The sequence below is a fragment of the Algibacter sp. L3A6 genome, assembly GCF_009796825.1.
Classification (GTDB): domain Bacteria; phylum Bacteroidota; class Bacteroidia; order Flavobacteriales; family Flavobacteriaceae; genus Algibacter.
Window position 1 is genome coordinate 3844246 of the sequence record NZ_CP047030.1, and the last position, 19508, is coordinate 3863753.

Annotated in this window: 17 protein-coding genes; 4 read left to right on the plus strand and 13 right to left on the minus strand. The window is 32.7% G+C overall.

Annotated features, from left to right (window positions below):
• Positions 1-9 precede the first annotated feature (9 nt).
• The 3 genes from GQR98_RS16000 to GQR98_RS16010 form a co-directional block, all read right to left on the minus strand.
• Positions 10-684: an NAD(P)H-dependent oxidoreductase gene (locus tag GQR98_RS16000; RefSeq protein ID WP_159020436.1), complete on the minus strand. Its 675-nt coding sequence runs from the start codon at positions 682-684 to the stop codon at positions 10-12.
• Between the two features lie 213 nt (positions 685-897).
• A complete protein-coding gene (locus tag GQR98_RS16005) occupies positions 898-1527 on the minus strand; it encodes an alpha-ketoglutarate-dependent dioxygenase AlkB family protein (protein WP_159020437.1) in 630 nt (209 codons plus the stop codon).
• Between the two features lie 48 nt (positions 1528-1575).
• A complete protein-coding gene (locus GQR98_RS16010) occupies positions 1576-3081 on the minus strand; it encodes a BCCT family transporter (protein ID WP_233268024.1) in 1506 nt (501 codons plus the stop codon).
• 194 nt (positions 3082-3275) lie between these two features.
• On the opposite strand from GQR98_RS16010, the gene GQR98_RS16015 reads away from it, so the two are divergent.
• Entirely contained in the window at positions 3276-4172 is an 897-nt protein-coding gene (locus GQR98_RS16015; protein WP_159020438.1) for an AraC family transcriptional regulator, read from the plus strand.
• 166 nt (positions 4173-4338) lie between these two features.
• Here GQR98_RS16015 and GQR98_RS16020 read toward each other — a convergent pair whose 3' ends face one another.
• The 4 genes from GQR98_RS16020 to GQR98_RS16035 form a co-directional block, all read right to left on the minus strand.
• Positions 4339-4740 (minus strand): group III truncated hemoglobin, encoded by a 402-nt coding sequence (locus tag GQR98_RS16020; RefSeq protein ID WP_159020439.1) that lies wholly within the window; start codon positions 4738-4740, stop codon positions 4339-4341.
• A 1-nt stretch (position 4741) separates the two neighbouring features.
• On the minus strand, positions 4742-6973 hold the full coding sequence (locus GQR98_RS16025; RefSeq protein WP_159020440.1) for a nitric-oxide reductase large subunit: 2232 nt from the start codon (positions 6971-6973) through the stop codon (positions 4742-4744).
• Between the two features lie 31 nt (positions 6974-7004).
• Positions 7005-7346: a cupin gene (locus tag GQR98_RS16030; protein WP_159020441.1), complete on the minus strand. Its 342-nt coding sequence runs from the start codon at positions 7344-7346 to the stop codon at positions 7005-7007.
• Between the two features lie 270 nt (positions 7347-7616).
• Positions 7617-8558 (minus strand): YHYH protein, encoded by a 942-nt coding sequence (locus GQR98_RS16035; RefSeq protein WP_159020442.1) that lies wholly within the window; start codon positions 8556-8558, stop codon positions 7617-7619.
• Between the two features lie 163 nt (positions 8559-8721).
• On the opposite strand from GQR98_RS16035, the gene GQR98_RS16040 reads away from it, so the two are divergent.
• The gene (locus GQR98_RS16040; RefSeq protein WP_159020443.1) at positions 8722-11100 is read left to right on the plus strand and encodes an outer membrane beta-barrel family protein; all 2379 of its coding nucleotides are present in this window, start codon (positions 8722-8724) and stop codon (positions 11098-11100) included.
• A 10-nt stretch (positions 11101-11110) separates the two neighbouring features.
• Positions 11111-11875, plus strand: coding sequence for a M15 family metallopeptidase (locus GQR98_RS16045; RefSeq protein ID WP_159020444.1), 765 nt, complete (start codon positions 11111-11113; stop codon positions 11873-11875).
• Position 11876: 1 nt separating this feature from the next.
• Here the strand turns inward: GQR98_RS16045 and GQR98_RS16050 are convergent, their stop codons facing one another.
• The 6 genes from GQR98_RS16050 to GQR98_RS16075 all read right to left on the minus strand — a co-directional run bounded on the left by GQR98_RS16050 (position 11877) and on the right by GQR98_RS16075 (position 18326).
• Positions 11877-12881 carry a glycosyltransferase family 9 protein gene (locus tag GQR98_RS16050; protein WP_233268025.1) on the minus strand — a complete coding sequence of 335 codons (1005 nt, stop codon included), beginning with the start codon at positions 12879-12881 and terminating at the stop codon, positions 11877-11879.
• 108 nt (positions 12882-12989) lie between these two features.
• The gene (locus tag GQR98_RS16055) at positions 12990-13808 is read right to left on the minus strand and encodes a DMT family transporter (protein ID WP_159021196.1); all 819 of its coding nucleotides are present in this window, start codon (positions 13806-13808) and stop codon (positions 12990-12992) included.
• Positions 13809-13824: 16 nt separating this feature from the next.
• Positions 13825-14739 carry an EamA family transporter gene (locus GQR98_RS16060; protein WP_159020446.1) on the minus strand — a complete coding sequence of 305 codons (915 nt, stop codon included), beginning with the start codon at positions 14737-14739 and terminating at the stop codon, positions 13825-13827.
• Positions 14740-14853: 114 nt separating this feature from the next.
• Positions 14854-15306: a cold-shock protein gene (locus GQR98_RS16065; protein WP_159020447.1), complete on the minus strand. Its 453-nt coding sequence runs from the start codon at positions 15304-15306 to the stop codon at positions 14854-14856.
• A gap of 261 nt (positions 15307-15567) precedes the next feature.
• The gene (locus tag GQR98_RS16070; protein WP_159020448.1) at positions 15568-16671 is read right to left on the minus strand and encodes an MBL fold metallo-hydrolase; all 1104 of its coding nucleotides are present in this window, start codon (positions 16669-16671) and stop codon (positions 15568-15570) included.
• A 98-nt stretch (positions 16672-16769) separates the two neighbouring features.
• On the minus strand, positions 16770-18326 hold the full coding sequence (locus GQR98_RS16075; protein ID WP_159020449.1) for a DEAD/DEAH box helicase: 1557 nt from the start codon (positions 18324-18326) through the stop codon (positions 16770-16772).
• 152 nt (positions 18327-18478) lie between these two features.
• Here GQR98_RS16075 and mgrA point away from each other — a divergent pair, with 152 nt between their 5' ends.
• Complete coding sequence (gene mgrA, locus GQR98_RS16080) at positions 18479-19492, plus strand: L-glyceraldehyde 3-phosphate reductase (RefSeq protein ID WP_159020450.1); 1014 nt, start codon at positions 18479-18481, stop codon at positions 19490-19492.
• The last annotated feature ends 16 nt before the right edge of the window (positions 19493-19508 follow it).

The window sequence follows — 19508 nt, forward strand, 5'->3', positions numbered from 1 at the left end:
ATTAGAGACTTATTTCCAAGTTACAATATCATCAAAGTTTCTTCTAGATTTACCATGAGCCGGATCTTCTTTTCTATATCCAAAGGCTGCCATGTAAGCTAATCCATATTTATTTGTGTCTACACCAAATTTTTCTTGTAATAAAGCTTCTGCTTTTTCTTGATGAAAACCTTCTATTGGGCAACTATCAATACCTGTTAAAGCAGCAGCTGTCATCATATTTCCTAAAGCGATGTAAGCTTGCTTAGAAGACCAATCAAATAATTTTTTATCACTATCTAAATCAAAATCACGCTCTTGAAATTCTCTATAAAAAGTAGAATACATATCTATAACATCTTGAGGTAATTGTTTTACACCCTTCATCATGTGCATAATATAATCTGCATCATGCTTTACCATAGGCGCTTTCATGGCTAAACCTAAAATAAAATGACTTGCTGTATCTAATTTTAAAGGTGCTCCCCAAGCTACTGGTTTTAATAATTCGCGTAATTCTTTATCTTGAACTACGATAAAATGCCAAGGTTCGAAACCAAATGAACTTGGTGATAATTGAGCTGTTTTTAATATGAAATTAATATCTTCATCTGAAACCGTTTTAGTAGGATCAAATTCTTTGGTAGCATGTCTAAAATTAAATGCGTTTAATATATCTTCTTTTGAAATGTTTGGCGTACTCATTTTATATTTTTTTTAATTGATGTTTTAATGTTTGTGCAAATATATGCTCGTTAAAGTTTTAATTTGAAGTATAAAAAAAGGTGAATTAGGTATAAATCGAGGTTTTAAACAAGGAAAAGGATGCTTTTCGATAAAATTTATGCTTTAAGCATGCTTATCGACTTCTATTTGTACCATAAAATAACAACGAACCCTTTATTACTACCTTTAAATTTATTCAATCCATCTAAACGTTAGGTTAATTCGTGGTCTAATCTTTCTAGAGGTTTTTGGTATTTTATGTTTCCAATTGTCTTGCGTAGCGCCTTGCATAATTAAGAAACTTCCGTGTTCTAAAGGAATATCAACACGGTTTAAATCTTTGCGTGTGGCGTGTTTTAACTGAAAATTTCTAGTTTCCCCAAAAGTTACAGAACCTATAACGGTGTTTTTCCGTTGATCGGCTTCATAATCTTGATGCCAATCTACACTATCATTTCCATCGCGATAATAATTAAGTAAACAACGTTGAAATTTAATATCAACCTCCTGCTCTATTCGTTCTTTTATAAATAGTAAATCTGCATTCCAAGGTACCATTCTACTTTCACTTTCAGCATAAACCATTAGTTCATCCTCAGATCCATACCATGCCGTTAACCTAGGTAAATCTACCTGTTTGCCATAAATAGTCATTTGGTCCTGTTCCCAAATGGTATTTTCTATTAAGCTGTGATAAAGGCGGTCACTTTCTTCTACAGAGAAAAAATTTTCAAATAGAATGACGTCTGCTCCGGGCAGATTAAATTCAGTTTTTATAATTTCATTTGTAGAAAATAAGTTCGGTTGTTTAAATAAATCCATGATTCATTCCTTTATAGTTTAATCGTAAAAAATGGTAAAAACTAACAGTTATGTTTTATCAATTATAGTCTTATGCTGCAAAATGTCTTTTATAAAATAAATAAGTATAATTATTATGAAAAACGAAAATGGCAGCGACGTGATAATTAACAAGCGCTGCACAGCTTCTAATACATTTATATCTGCTTTAATATTACCTAAAAGCATTAAGGCAATAGTTGCTAATAAAATAAAAACAGACCAAATAACACGATGCGTTTTGCTCGGGTTTTTAGCGCCTTTATCTGTAAACATACTCAAAACAAAGACGGCAGAATCTACTGAAGTAATTAAAAAACTAATCAATAAAACAATAGATGTGATGTTTAAAAATGTGGCGTATGGATAATGTTCAAAAAACACAAAAATTGAAGAAAACACATTTCCAAACTCATTATTATAAGCCTCCCAACTTTCTATTAATTGAAAGGCCGAAGTTCCAAAAACCGAAAACCAAAAAAAAGTTCCCAATGATGGAATAATTAAAACCCCCAGTAGCAATTGCCTTATGGTACGCCCCTTAGAAATACGTGCAATAAATATTCCTGTAAACGGTGCCCAAGCCAACCAAAATGCCCAATAATAAAAAGTCCAACCTGTTAAAAATTCTAAACCCGGATTGTAATCCCCAAGCGCTAAGCTCATAGGTACAAAATCGATTATGTAATTATAGGTTGAAGTAACAAATGCTATTAAAATAGCCTTTATATCGCTTGAAAAAAAGATAAATAACAAAATCGCGAAAGTGACAATGATATTTAATTTAGAAAATATTTTAATGCCTTTATTAACACCTTGCCAAGCCGAATAACACGCAATTGCAGAAATAAGCACACATAACATTATGGTTGTTATTAGTCCGAAATCTTGGTTTGAAATATGATTTAAGCCTCCATTAATTTGTGTGGTTCCCAAGCCAATTGCGGCAATTAGCCCAAACACCGTTGTAATAATGGTTATAATATCGACACTGTTTTTAAGTGTTTCACTTTTAGAATAATCTTCAATAGTAGAACTGATTCTTACCTTTTTCTTTTTAACATGTAAGGCGTAGCCAACTATAACTGCAAATAAGCCATAAAACGCCCAAGCTGTAAGTCCCCATTGATAAAACGTAAACTCCAAAGCCACTGTTTCCGCAGATAAATTAGAACTAAACGGTTGGTTCTGCTGCATAAAAACCGGTTCTTGCACAGCTCTCAATAAAATTCCGGAACCCATTCCTGCGCTATACAGCATAGCAGTCCAAGACCATAACGAGTATTCTGGTTTGGATGATAGTTTTCCCAATTTTATTTTGCCATATTTAGAAAAAGCTATAATTAATAGCGCTAAAACACAGCCAAAACCTAAATACAAGTAAAAATAGCCAAAGTAGTTTCTAACCCATAAAGAAGTGCTTTCAATAGCTCTATAGCTCGTTTCAGTAGCAAAAAATACGATTAATGTAAAAGTAAATATGATGCTTATTGAAACGGATAAAATGTTATGTTTTCTAATATATTTTAAAATCAAATTATAGCTTTTTTGTAAAAATAGAGATTAGTATTTAAATGTGATTAATTATCCTTTAATTTAAGCTGGAAGTCGGTTTGAAATGTATATCAAAAGGATAATATGGTATAAATAAAGGTTTGAAGTATGAAAATATACATTTGTAGTTCTTTTTTAGCTAAATTTGAATAGAATTTTCAATAAATCATACTGAAATGCAAGTAATTGAAGCTTACAAACCTTTTGAAATACAAGAAATAGAATTAACAGATTGGAAACAGCGCCCTGTGAAAAACAGCTTTTTCGAATTGGTTTTGATAAAGGAAGGTCAAGGCACACAATGTATTAACTACAACGCGCATCAGTATAATAAAGGGAGTATATTTTTATTACCACCTTTAAAATGTCACTCTTTTTCTATTGAACAACCTACAAAATTTGTGTTTTTAAAATTTACAGACACCTTTTTTAAGAGTGTAAACCGCATCACTATTGACAGAAATGAATGGTTTAAAGAAGCCTCGTATATACTATCAAACTACAATCAATTACCAGGTGATATAATAAAAAATGAGGTCGACAGAAACCATTTAGAAAGCTTGATCAGTATGATTTTACAAGAATCTAGAAATTATGGAGAATCGTCTATAAATCTTGTAACCAGCTTAATGACAAGTGTTTTAGAGTTATTAATTCGAAATATTAAAAAGAGTAGTTATTTTGAATTACCTAAAAATAATTCGGATGATAGAATTACTAAAATGCTAAGCTATATTAACGAAAATCTTGATAAAACGGAATTACTTAAAGTTGAAAACTTATCTGATGTGTTTATGATGTCTCCAACTTATGTTAGCGAATTCTTCAAAAAACAAGTAAACATGCCATTGCGAGAATATATAATCAAAGCAAAGCTAAAACAAGTAGAAATACGTTTACTAAACTCAGATTTTACATTAACTCAAATTGCAGACGAATTAGGCTTTACAGATGTGAGTCATCTTTCTAAAACCTTTAAACGTTATGCAGGCACTTCTATTCGTGAGTTTAAAAATAATGGTGAATATATACTACTGAAGCGAGGCGCTTGCGCTCCTAGTATTAGAACTTAGTTATTTCTTGTAAATAAAAAAAATAGATTCTAAAACTCAAAACTTTCACCGTATTAAACCACAAATCAATTAATTAGACTTTAGTTTTTTATAAGTTAAGCATTGAATTAAAGAACCCGTTTTTACTAGGAACATTAATTAAATAATCAGTTTATGTGTTCATTTTTTAAAATTTACAATGTTCTGGTCTATTTTTATAAACATAAGAAAATTGCCCAATAGCCATTCGTTCCGAAGCTTCTTTTGCTCGATTTGCTAATGCACCAATAAACAAACTATCAATCGTTGCAGCCCAAAGTTGTAACCATCGATTAAAATGATTTTGATCCATACCATGGTTTAAGTATTTATCAACTTCAATATGTGCTTTGCTTGGGTTACCTTTAAAACAGACTTCCCCGAACAAATTAGTAACCCAAAAATCGGTAAGTTTTTCAATATGTGGCGGCCATTGCTCATCAGTTAAATGATGATTAAAAATGGGGCCTAACATATTATCCTTTCTAATTATGGTATAAAACTCGGATACTAGTTTATTTACATCAACTCTGTTTTCTATGTCCTTCATTCTATTTTAAAGTATTAGTTTTTCTTTTTAAGCAATAAATAGTTTCTCCTATAGTAAACCAGCAAAAATAAAATATCCCCACAGAGAAAATCGCATCACCAATCATACGCATCCATTTTAAAGTTTGTACCGTTGGTGAGTATAATAAATCTGCACTACGAGCAAACGAATATCCTTTTGTTATTGAGGTGTACGCTTGTATAATTCCAACAGGTAACATACTAAAAACAACCATGGCAACTAAACCAATATTTAGGAACCAAAACGCACGTTTTAGTTTTTTAGACTCCCAAACACGATCGGAATAAAAACGTAAGCAAATAATAATGAATCCCATACCTAGCAAGCCATAAACCCCAAATAATGCGGTGTGTGCGTGTACTGCTGTAGTATTTAATCCTTGAATATAATACAAAGCAATTGGAGGATTAATTAAGAAACCAAACACACCAGCTCCAACCATGTTCCAAAAAAAAACAGCGATGAAAAAGAATATAGGCCATTTGTATTTTTGCATCCAATCGTGTTCTTTTAAAATATTCCAGTTTTCACGAATTTCAAAGCCCATTAAAGTTAATGGCACCACTTCTAAAGCACTAAATGTCGCTCCTAAAGCAATTGCTTGCACAGGTGTTCCCGAATAATACAAATGGTGAAGTGTTCCTATAATTCCACCGGCTAAAAATATAGTTGCCGATGCAATAGAAGCTCTACCAGCTGTTTTAGCTGAAAGAATCTTCATTCTTAAGAAAATAAAAGCAATAATTACAGTTGCAAAAACTTCAAAGAATCCTTCTACCCAAAGATGAACCAACCACCATCTCCAATAGTTAATTACTGGTAAACTACTGTTTTCACCATACATTAATCCTGAAAAGAAAAACATACCAATGGCAATTACAGAAATCAATAGTATGATTAATAAATGTTTAGAATCGTCATTTTTCTTAATAGCAAAAACCACATGTCTTCCTACCATAATTACCCATAATACAAGTCCAATAGCTAAAAATATTTGCCAGAAACGACCAAGATCCATATACTCGTAACCTTGATGACCAAAGAAGAAATTGGTTGTTAAATCTAAAAATTGGTGCACACCTAACCACTCACCTATTAATGAACCTAAAACAATAACGAGTAAAGCTCCAAAAAGAAAGTTTATTCCAAATACCTGAAATTTCATTTCTTTACCACTTATCATAGGTGCTAAAAATAAACCTGTAGCTAACCATGTTGCAGCAATCCAAAATACAGCTAATTGTGTGTGCCAAGTTCTGGTAATAGAATATGGTAAAATACTAGATAAATCCATACCAAAAAAGGCTTGACCTTCTACTGTGTAATGCACTGTTAATGCACCTAAAATAACTTGTAAGGCAATTAATAATGAAATCACAATAAAGTATTTTAAAACCGATTTTTGAGATTTTACAAGAACAAGTGTATCTAAAGGGTCTTGTTTTGGATGAACAATAGCATCACCTTTTTCATGTTTTCTGAGGTAGTAATATGTTAAAATCCCTATAAAAAGAAGTAAAAGCACTACTGAAAATCCAGACCAAATTTGAGAATCGGCAGTAATAGTATTGCCAATTAATGGCTCGTGTGGCCAGTTGGATGTATAGGTGTAATCTTTTTCTGGACGATTTGTACTTGCTGCCCAAGAGGTCCAAAATAAGAACGCATTTAATTGTTCTAACTTTTTAACGTCTACTAAAGCGCCTACAGGAATCGCATATTTTTCGTGTCCGTTAGAAAAAATATCTGTATAATGTTTAGCATTTTCTACAATAGCACTATAACGATCTTTTGTGATTGTAACACTTTCATTTAAGGGGTTATACGTGTTTGTTTTTATAGTTTTAATTAAACGCGCTTTCAGGGCTGCCTTTGGCTCTACTCCTAAACTTTCATAACTTGTATTAAAGTCTCTTTGCGCCCAAGTTTCTAGTAAAAAAACAGCTTCTTTATGAATCCAATCGGCACTCCAATCGGGAGCAACATAACTACCGTGTCCCCAAATAGAACCTACTTCCATACCTCCAATAGACTCCCAAACATTTTGTCCTGTTTGTATATCTTCTATAGTAAATACGGTTTCGCCGGTTTCTTGTACAATAACGGTTTTAGGAATTGGCGGTTGTTTTTGATAAACTTCTGTCCCTACCCAAATTAATGCGATAAAGGATAGTATTACGACGCTGGAAAATGCGATCCAAACTTTTTTCATTGTGATTGATTTTATTAGTTTCTAGAAATAATTATAGTTTTGCAACGTCTTCTACACGTTCTACGGTATCTGCAATAGAAATGGAAAGTCTAACAATAGAATCTTGCAATCCATTTAAATCGTGTGGCACATTAGCGTTTAACGCTATGAGAGCTCCTTTTTTCAATATCTTTTGTTCTCCGTTTACACCAAACTCTATCTCACCTTCAAAAATTTCAACTATTATTGGGTATTGTGCTTTGTGCTCCTTCATCAGTTGTCCTTTTTTTAAGGCAATCCTTAGTTCTTTTGTGGTGTCTGTTTTTAATAATAACGTTATACTTGGTTTGTCTTCGGTATAAATAAGTGCCTCTGTTAGTGATGCTGTTTTCATAATTATTTCATTTAAATTGTTAGTAATGCGCTGTTGTATTTTTTCATCATCTTCGTTATATTGGATTAAAAGACCTTTTTATCTTTTATCTAATCCCAATTATAGATAATTTTACGAATACTTTTCTTCGCAAAGATAGTTTATTTTAATAAAAGACAAAATTATCCGCTATTAAAATACTAGTTATTTCATCTCAATTAAAATCTAAATAAAAAAGGAACTATTTCAAATAGAAATAATTCCTTTTTTTACCAAAATTTCTAAAGTTTTTTATGGTCTTTGATTTTGCCCTTGCCCTCTTGGTGGTCTTTGTCCTCTACCACCCTGTCCTGGAGGAGGTCCATCAGGATGTCTTTCTTCTTCAAACTCCCCCATTAAACAACGTCCAACATATGGATATGAATCTGTAACCATATATACATAACCTCCATTAACATAAACACCATTACACTCATCTAAATCCCCTAAACCTTTAACGTATTCCCAATCGGAAACAAACGTACCATCAAACTCATCATTTTCTAACTCCACATCCAGGCTGTTTTTAGGATTAGAATACGTACAATCTGTAGCAGAATAAATCCCATCTATTATTTGAAAACTAGGTTTAAACGCTCCACTTTTTGAATAATAAATAGGAAAACCATCCTTCGCAAAACCAAGATGCACCAAATCTTCTCCCGAATCAAAAGCTTCCACTAAAGCCTCCGAAATACCGTGATAATGATATTCACCTGTAGGTTGTACGTGGGCGTTATTAAAATCTAAACCTAAGTTTATTAAATCTTGTACTGCTTCAACTTTAAAATTCTCTCCACTGTCGCAAATAACCATTTCAGCGGTTTCTGGTTCAAATTTAACACCGTTTAATGCAACGCCTGGTTCTCTTGCCCATTTAGCTACACCCGTAAAACTTGGTTTCAAAGGAATTTTATAAGATTTCTTTTGTGCAGAAATGGTATTAGGGTTTCCCTTTCTAGGGTATTCTCCAGTGGCGTGGTTTGGCAACGCATTGGTTGTCATTACACGGTAATCTCCATCTATAGCCATTGTGGTTTTGGTGCCATACGTACTATTGTTAATGGTATAATTCCCAAAATAATTATTAGAGATTTCTGTTTCGTTTTGTTCGGTAGTTGTATTGCTTTTTTGGGCGTGGCAACCATAAAACAAGGTAATTACACCTATTAGTAAAGTAGTTTTATAATTCATTTTTATATTGTTTTTTAATTTAGATAAGAAAAAACTTAAAAACTTGCGTCAATGTTTCTTTTTTTTTGAACTTTTTCAAAATTCTTCAGAAAAAAGCTTCAAAATTAACATAAAAAGAAAGGGATGCATTTTATATTTGTAAGGTAGCCAAATAACTCATTTCATGATCTTAAAACGTTTAAAACATATTATTTACTTCTTCTTTTTTATAGGAAGTCTTTTAGGTAACGCTCAAAATAAAACTATAGAAATTAAAGGGAAAGTTCTAGAAGCCGAAAGTAAACAAACTATAGAGTATGCCACAATATCTATCTTGGATGTTGCAACCAAGAAGCCTGTGACCGGAACAATAACCAACGAAAAAGGTGTGTTTTCAATAGATGTAAAAGCAACTAATTTTTACATTGAAGTGAGTTTTTTAGGCTTTACTACCAAAACATTTAAAACCTTTAATGTAGTAAACAACACTATCGATTTAAAAACCATTAATCTTTCGGAAGACTTAGAATCTTTAGGTGAGGTTTTGGTCAGAGCAGAACGATCGCAAACCGAATTTAAATTAGATAAACGTGTTTTTAATGTGGGCTCAGATTTAAGCGCAACTGGTGCTGGTGCATTAGAAGTTTTAAATAATGTGCCATCTGTAAATGTTAGTATTGAAGGTGAAGTAAGCTTGCGTGGAAATTCGGGTGTGCAAATTTTAATTAACGGAAAACCTTCTGTTTTGGCAAGTGCCGACGGTAATGCCTTAGGTACAATTACAGCTGATATGATTGAAAAAATAGAAGTTATTACAAATCCCTCAGCTAAATATGATGCTGCAGGAACTTCTGGGATTATAAATATTGTTATTAAAAAATCTGAAAAAAAAGGTCTAAATGGCTCTGCCTCTATAAATGTTGGTGTGCCAAATAGTAATAGTTTTGGATTGAGTTTAAACCGAAGAACCGAAAAATTTAATTTATTTAGTCAGTTAGGGTTTGGTTTACGCACCTATCCCGGAGAAACGGAAAGCATTAACCGAGACCTAGTTAATAACACTGAAATAAATAGTGTTGGTGATAGCGAGTTTGACGAAAAATTCAGCAACTTTTTGTTAGGTACCGACTACCATATTAACGACAGAAACGTTATTACGCTATCTGGTTCTTATGCATACGAGGTTGAAGATCAAAGTTCGCAGCAAAACTATACCGGTTTAGATAACACTAACACCATAACAGACGCTTGGTTACGTGATGAGAAAACAGAAGCAACGAACCCAAAATTACGCTATGAGTTACAATACAAAAAAGATTTTAAGCGCCACGAAGATCAAAGTTTACTCTTCAGTGCTTTGGGAAGTTCTTTTAGAAAAGATCAAACCTCTAATTTTATAAACACCACACGTATTGGTGATTTACCAGATGAAGTTCAAAATACTCGAACCGACTATAAACTAGAAGATTATACCTTTAAATTAGATTATGCACATCCTTTTTTAGAGCATTATACTATAGAAACTGGATCACAATATGTTATTAATCAAGTCTCTAACGATTTTGCTGTTAGCGATTTTGAAGAAGGTGTTTGGGTCGATAATACTGATTTAACGAATGTTTTTAATTTTGACCAAAATGTATTTGGTATTTATACTACAGCCGCTTACGAAGGTGAGAAATGGGGTATTAAAATGGGTATTCGTTTAGAAGATACACAAATTGAAACCCTATTGGAAACCACCGATGAGAAGGACTCCAAGAATTATACAGACCTCTTCCCTAGCGCGCATACTTCTTATACTGTTAGTGATAATTTTTCTTTACAAGCGGGTTATTCACGACGTATTAATCGGCCAAATTTACGATCGTTAAATCCGTTTTCTAATATTAGAAATAACTTCAATATTTCTACAGGAAATCCAGATTTACAACCAGAATATACAAATTCTTATGAGTTAACCAGTATTCATAAAATAGGAAAAGCTTCTTTAAACTTCAGCTTATACAACCGTTATACCACTGATGTTATTGAAAATATTACGGAGTATGCAGATGACGTTAGTACTTCACGTCCTGAAAACATAGGGACAAGTAATACCACTGGTTTTGAGTTTAACGGAAAATACAATCCTATAAACTGGTTTTCATTAAGTGGCGAATTCAATATTAATTTCTTTGATAGACAAGGTGTTTTTGAATCTGAATCTTTCGACTTTAAAGGAAATAGATGGACTACAAGTTTAACTTCAAAATTTAAATTACCTCTAGACTTCGATTTTGAAATGTCTGGCGATTACCAATCTAAATTTAAAAGTTTACAAGGAGAAACCTATGATAATCTGTATGCCGATTTAGGTCTTCGTAAAAAGATTTTAAAAGGAAAAGTTATATTAAATATGAGTGTGCGAGATGTTTTTGCTTCTCGTGTAAACCAATCTGAAACTTCACAAGATGACTTTTATTTATACAACAGCCGTAAACGCGGTCGTTTTGTTACTTTTGGTGTTAGCTACGGTTTTGGAAAAGGTGAAGCCATGGAGTTTTCTGGACGTAGACATTAATTTATTTTATATGAAAAACCTTGTATTGTTTACTCTTGTCGGGATATTGTGCCTATTCTATTCTTGTAAAGATGAAAAACAGCCTGTTTTGGTTGAAAACCTAACTGTGGAGACCATTGTTAAGGAAATTCCGAAGAAAAAAATAGACAGCATGATTACCAAAGATTTTGTTCTCGGAAAATTCAATTACACCAAGCATGACGCTTTTGAAAAAGTAAGCGCTTCCCATTCCTCTAAAACAACTTACTTAAACAAGAATTGTTATGAAGCCTTTAAAGCCATGCATAAACAAGCAAAAGCACATGGTATTAATTTGATTATTATTTCTGGAACACGAAATTTTTATGAACAAAAAAGTATTTGGGAACGTAAATGGAAAAAATACGAGAACTTAAAACCAAATGCACGTGCTATAAAAATTTTGGAATATAGCTCCATGCCAACATCATCACGCCATCATTGGGGAACAGACATGGATTTGAATAATCTAAACAATAGTTATTTTGAAAAAGGTGAAGGTTTAAAAATTTACAATTGGTTATTAAAGCATGCCAAATCGTATGGTTTTAAGCAGGTTTACACCGAAAAAATACATGGTAGAACCGGTTATAATAAGGAAAAATGGCATTGGTCTTACATGCCGTTAGCTGAAACTTATTTAGAGTTTTATAATGCTAATATTAGTTACACCGATATTGTTGACTTCAAAGGATTTGAACAAGCCCAAGAACTAGATGTTATAAAATATTACGTTAATGGAATTTCTAAAGATTAGTTTATCTTAAAATACCATCGATTGATTTAATCCAATCATTAATGTCGGTATGGTTTGTATTAATAGCAACACTGCCATTTCCGTAAGGTGCGTAAATATTTTCATTAGTTACAGAAAAGAATCCAACACAAGGCGTTAAAGCCGCGCTAGCCAAGTGCATCACACCATTATCTGCCGCAATAAAAACACTTGTATTGCTCATAATACCTGCCATTTCACGAATATCTTTACTATAAAAATTTAAAGATTTAAAATTGATCTTTGAAATATTCTCAATAGGCAACATTTCAATAATATTAAAATCTGGATATTCAGCTTTTAAACGTTCGTAAAAGGTCTCCCACCACGTTTCAGAATAACATTTATTTCCCGTAGCATTGGTATAAATACAAATAGTTTTCTTGTCGTTTTTGACAATATCATCTAAAATGTTTTTTCCTTTTGCTATTTCAGCATTTATTAATTTAATATCTAAAACAGGCACTGGGCTCTCATTTTCAGGAAAGCCTAAACGATTTAAATTATACCTTAAATTATAAATGGGGTATTTAGAAATATGTAAATGATCGCTGAATGTATTCTGTATACTTTCGTTTACATCACCGAATACTTTAATTTTAGCTTTAGCCAAATTCGTTAATAAACGTCCAGAAGATGAGTTTTTATCACCATTAATAACCAAATCGTAAGCATTAGATTTAATCGAAGCCCAACTTTTAGCGTATTTAAAAAGGTTACTAAATGGTTTTCTTGGTAATTGAATAATTTTAGAAACCTGCTTATAGTTTTCAAAAACAGGATAGGCAACACCACCTTTTACAAATAAATCTATTTCGCAGTTTGGGAAGGTATTTAAAACCTCTTGTACCAATGGCGTTAAGAGTAACTGATTACCTAAACGGTGATTAGGACGAATAATTAAAACACGTTTAATGTCTTCCGCCTTAAGCGAACCCTTTTGAGGCTCAGTATAAGAGCTACCAACATTTTTAGTAATGTTACGCATTACCCTTCTTCTTACTTTGTTTACGCGTGTTTTAAAAGTCATCAATTAAATTATCTAAAAAATAAGATTGTAAATTTACAAATAAGCGTAGAGCTTGGCAAAAAACAATTAAGTCTTGTTTTTCTCTTTGTATCTAATGTTTAAAATAAGTCCACCAACAATTAAAGCAATACCAAGTAAGCTCCAAAATGTGTACACTTCACCAAAAATAAAAGTCCCGAAAATTAAGGTAAATACGACTTCAATATATTTTAAAGGCGCTACTTGGCTTGTAGAAGCCATTTGGAAAGCTTTGGTCATGTAAACCTGTCCGAAATAACCAAATACACCTAGTATACCGAGTAAAAACCACTCTTTACCTATAGGCATAATCCAATTGTTTATCGAACCAAAAAGACCTACTAAGGTTGAAATAATCATGAAATAATTAACCACTACTACTGGATGTTCACTTTTCCCTATTTTACTCAATATAATGTAAACTAAACCACTAAAAATAGCCGAAATAAAGATTAAAAGAAGTCCGTAACCACTCACTTCTTTATCAAATCCCTTTAGAACTAAAACACCTGCGAAAGCAAGTGCAAAAAAGAACCACTGTACTAATTTAATTTTTTCCTTAAGTAAGAATACAGCAAATATAGCAGCGAAAATTGGAGCTAAATACCTTAAAGATACTGCACTACCAATGGGTAAATATTTGGTAGCCATGAAAAACAAGCTCATAGACGTTACGCCTACTACACCGCGAAGAATCAATAATTTTTTATTGCTACCTGCAAAAGAAATTTTATTTTTTAATAAGAAACCAAATGTAAAAAACAGAGAGCCTACAGAACGAAACAGAACAATTTGAAAGGCACTGAAATTACTTAAATATTTTACTGTGGTATTCATGCAAGCAAAGGCTAATGTGCTAATAAGCATGAATTGTAAAGCTTTTTTAACGTCCAAGAGATCGGGGTTTAAATTTGCGTTTCGAATTTATAAAATAGACACCAGTTAATAGTATAACGGCGGCAATAATAGATTGTTTTGTTAAATTTTCGTCTAAAACAAACCATCCTAAAAACAAGGCGATAACCGGGTTTACATAGGTCGACGTTGATACTTTTTCTGGTGAAACTTCTTTCAGTAAATAATTAAACGCTGTAAAAGCGATAATACTACCAAAAATAATGAGCATAAGCATAGACCAAAGTACTGGAGTGCTCCAAGTTGTTGGCGATGTCCACTCTTCTCCAAAACATACACTTGCTATGGCTAACATCACACCACCGGAAAGCATTTGGTAACCTGTGTTCACAAAAAAGTTTTTTGGTAAATTAGCATTACCCACAAATATAGAGGCATAAGCCCAACTAATCATGCATACAAAAATCATGATCATTCCTAAAATTTGTCCGTCTTTACTAATTATTTGTTTCTGGCTCACTAATAGAAATATACCTAAAAAACCTAAGGCCACTCCAATGTAAGACATAGCAGATATTTTTTTGCCTTGTAAAATGCGCATTAAAATAAGTACAACGAGAGGTTGTGCAGAAATTTCTAAAGCAGTAAAACCACTATCTACAAACCTTAGCGCCCAAACTACAACGCCGTTGCCAAAAGCTAGAAATAAAAAGCCTGCTATAATAGAGTTTTTTAATTGCGTTCTAGTGATGGAAAGATCAAATTTTAAAATTTTAGCAATTATAAAAATAAGAATACTAGCCGTTATAAAACGCATGGAGCCTAACATAAATGGCGGCAATTCTGTTACCGCTATTTTGTTAAGTAAATAAGTAGATCCCCAAATTACGTAAATGGCAAAGAAGGCCAATACAATAGAAATCGTTTTACGAGAAACAGCCATTAAAAACCTTTTTAAAAAGAAATAATCCTCACAGTAAAACTGTTGAGGATTATTTTAAAATTTACTTTAAATAAAACGCGATAAGCTCTCTAAAAGAACCATTTAACGAATGTATTATATTTTCTTTACTCTAACGGCATTCATACCTTTTTGACCACGTTCAAGATCATAAGTTACTTTGTCGTTTTCTTCAATATCGTCTAATAAACCGCTAACATGAACAAAATATTTCTCTTGATTCACGCTATCGATAATAAAACCAAAACCTTTAGAATGATCAAAAAATGATACTTTTCCTTCTTTAATTACTGGTTCTTCTTCAACACGGTCTTCCTTTTTAGGGATTCCCAATTCGATACTTTCGGCTTCAACCTTTTCACGCATAGCCGGGTCTGGCGGCGTATCGGTTAAATTTCCGTTAAAATCTACATAAGCAAACTGGATGCCTTGCGGGTTTTCTTTAGCTTCTGCCTTACGAGCGTCCTTCTTCTTTTGCTTTTCCTCTCTTTTCTTTAAGCGTTTTTTCTCTTTTTCAATTTTGTTAAATGTGACTTGCGATTTTGCCATAGTTTAAAATATCCTACTTTTTTTTGTAAATTAATAAGGAGTAAAGATACGGCTTATTTTTATGATGTGATAATATTCAGAGGATTAAAAATATATTCAAATAAAAATAGTTTGAATTAACAAATCCCTTATTTCTACGGCAGTTTTCGATATTGTCATCTATTTATTGGTTGAGACTTTACGGCTTCAAAAGATATATCAAATAATTACCCTGTAAAAAGGCATCAATATTGTCTTCAAACAGAAAAACAAATAGAACTACTACTTCCCTCTTCCAAGTTCATTTTCAGTTATAAAACCATCTTTATTCGCGTCTCTTTTACTAAAATTCTCTTTCAGTTTTCCTTTAGCTTCCGTTTTAGCTATTTTTCCGTCTTTATTTGTATCCAAACGCTTCAGCATATTTTCAAAATTAGGTCCTTGATTATTTTTTGTACCATTTGTAATTTGCTTGGGTGTGTTAGTACTACCTTCAGCTTTTGGAAACCTCATTAAATCTTCAGCATAAAAAATTGAACCCGTATAGTTTTCATTTATAGCTTCGCTTGTTGCAGGTTCATCTACATTATTGAAATTTAAATGCGTTAATACTAAGTTTTTAACTTGAGCTTCATTTGCCATGCGTGAGCTTTCATCCAAATTAACATGTGCATGCTCTTTATTTCCTCTATTTTTTCCGTTACCTGTTCTCTTGTTTGCCTTTCCTTCTTCAATAGCTCCTCCAGAATCAATAATTAAATAATCTGCTTGTTTTGCTAGTATAGGTAAACTTTCGGAATAAGATAAATCTCCCGAAATAACAATGGATTTTCCTCCTGCATCAAAACGATATGCCATGGTTGCAATGGTATGTTTTACGGGTGTGCAAGAGATTTCAATATCTCCAATAATAAAGCTTTGGTTGCCCTCCAATTCGTTTACAGTAAAATTATTGGCAACATCGTAAAAAGCACGTTGCTTTTTAGATAATCTATAAGCAATATCTTCTTCGTAGTTCTTTATAATACTATTAACCAGATCGCTTGTTGGCTTTGGTCCTACCACTTTAAATTGACCTGCAGCTAGCAAGGTTTTAATAAAAATTGGCGTAAACTCTTCATTATGATCTAAATGATGATGTGTAAAAAGAAGCGCATCCAAATCTTTATTTTTTACCTGTAACTTATCTAGATTACCTTGAGTTCCATTTCCCATATCTACTAAAATATTCGTGTTTTTATATGAAATTAAAACAGAAGGTCCTGCCCGCTCCGTATTGTATTTAGGAGAACCCGAACCAATAATGGTGGCTGTTAACTCATTTTGAGATTGAGAAAAAAGTTGAAAACTTAAACAGAAAATTAAAATAGAGATATACTTCGTCATTATTAAATATTTTCTAATAAGACAAAAAAATCCTCAAAAGGTTTAAACGTCTCAGAAAATCAAATAATAATTTGAAAAAAGTATTAAAATTTAAATGGCTATTCTTCTATTGGTGGATGCCCATGAATTTCCTCAAAAACTTCATCAAAATTAGAACGTAAATATGCGTTTAGCTTCTTGCGATAGTCACCTTTTAACCACTCTACAAAGTTAAATGTACTTTTACTAATACATTTTGTATAGCGTTGTATACGGAAATCAATATCGTCTCCAAGCATTTTGGCTAAGCCTAAGGCATCGTAAACATCTTCACTGTTCTCAATACAAATTTTTGCATGATGCTCGATAGAACGCTCTAAAACAACTTTAGAAGATTCTCCATTTCTAATAGAACTTACATATGTTTTCTGAATATCGAAATACACATCTTTAGATTTTGCAAACTCGGCGCGCAAGGCATCCGGCATTTCATATCTAAAGTTACTTTCTAATTCATCATCACTTAAAATGGCATCTAAATAATAGTTTGGAGAACGGAAAATACGTTGCCAATCCAAATCTTCTCCCCAAGGACCAAAACGGTGGAAGTTGTTTCCTAAATCGATAACTGCGAAAGATTTTTTGTCCTTTAAAATACGAGAACCACGACCAATCATTTGGTAGTAAAGTGTTAACGATTTTGTTGCACGATTTAAAATAATGCTTTCTACAGTAGGCTCATCAAAACCTGTGGTTAAAATACTAACCGATGTTAAAATAGCACCAGGCGTTTTCTTAAACCATTTTAGTATCATGGCACGCTCCTTTTTCGTGTTTGTATTATCTAGGTGAGCTACTGGGTAACCAGCACGTCTAAACGAATCGTAAACGTGTAAAGAGGTATTAATACCATTGTTAAAAATAAGCGTTTTTTTGCCTTTACAACGCTCTTCATAAGCTTGTACAAGCTTAGAAAGCATGTCGCTAGCTGTATATAAATCTTCAGAAGATTTTACGGTATAATCACCATTGGCACCAACAACTAAGGAGGTTAAACCTACATTATATGAAAACATTTCGGCACGCGCCAAAAAGCCATTTTCAATAAGCGATTCTATACTTTCCCCAACAATTAACTCATCGTAATTATCGGTCATTGGTAATTCCATGCTCGAACTTAAAGGCGTTGCTGTAACTCCTAAAATAAACGATTGGCTAAAGAATTTAAATAACTTTGTAAACGAGTTATAGTGTGCCTCATCAATAATAACTAAACCAATATCAGAGATATCAAGTTTATCATCATTTAAACGATTATTTAAGGTTTCAACCATAGCTACAAAACAACTATAATCGGCCTGATCGCTCAAATCCGCTTTACTATCAACCACTTTATTGTTTACACCAAACTCTGTAAGTACATTTGATGTTTGACGACACAATTCAATTCTGTGCGTCATTACTAACACTTTCTTTTTATGTGTTTTCAAAAACTGACGAACAATCTCTGAAAATATAACTGTTTTCCCTCCTCCTGTTGGAAGTTGATATAGTAAATGGTAATCGGCTGGAGATTCTTCAAAACTTGTAAAAATTTTGTCAATAGCACCTTTTTGGTAACTATATAAATCTTTCCCTGCTTTTCTTTCTTCTAATTCGGTTTTGGAAACGGACATGAAATATTCTTTAAAGTGGCTGCAAAAATAACACCTTTAAAGGGTTTTTACGGTATGTTCTTAGTGAAAATTTTAAATCATGTTTGATTTCACTGCTTTCTACTAAATATAAAAAGTAATTTATACATTTACAGTATCAAAAAAATAAGAATATGCAAATTAACGATAAGTCTGGAGTTCAAAGCTATTTAGCAAATCCAAAACGATATGATACCATGACCTACAAAAGGTCTGGAAAAAGCGGTGTATTGCTGCCTGCCATCTCTTTAGGTCTATGGCATAACTTTGGTTTTATTGATAATATACAAAACGCCAGAGAAGTATTAAGATGTGCTTTCGATTTAGGAATTACCCATTTTGATTTAGCTAATAATTATGGACCTCCTTACGGTTCTGCCGAAGAAAACTTTGGTACTATATTTAAAAATGATTTTAAAAATTATAGAGATGAAATGTTTATCGCAACCAAAGCAGGTTTTGATATGTGGCCTGGGCCTTACGGCAATCTAGGTTCTAGAAAATATTTAATTTCGAGCATAGACCAAAGTTTAAAACGTATGAATTTGGACTATGTCGATATATTTTATCATCACCGTCCAGATCCTGATACACCTTTAGAAGAAACTATGGGAGCGCTTGCTGATATTGTTCGCCAAGGAAAAGCTTTATATGTTGGTATTTCTAATTATCAGCCAGCAGAAACACAACGTGCAGCCGAATTATTACGCGAATACAATGTCCCTTTTATATTGCACCAAGCAAGATATTCTATGTTAGATCGCTGGGTTGAAGATGGACTTTTGGATACCTTAGAAGATAAAGGTGTTGGCTGTATTACTTTTTCACCACTAGCCCAAGGTATGCTTACCGATAAATATCTACATGGTATTCCTAAGGACTCAAGAGCGGCAAAAGATTTAACGTATTTAAATACTGAAACCGTAAACGAGAATATTGAAAAGATTAAGAAACTTGCTGAAATTGCTGAATCTCGCGGGCAAAAACTATCGCAAATGGCAATTGCTTGGATTTTAAGGCAAAAGCAAGTGGCATCGGTATTAATTGGTGCAAGTTCCACAAATCAATTAAAAGAAAATGTAAAGGCTTTAGATAATTTAGAATTTACTGAGGAAGAATTGAAACGTATTGAAGAGGTGCTTTCTTAAAAAAGGGAAGTAATTT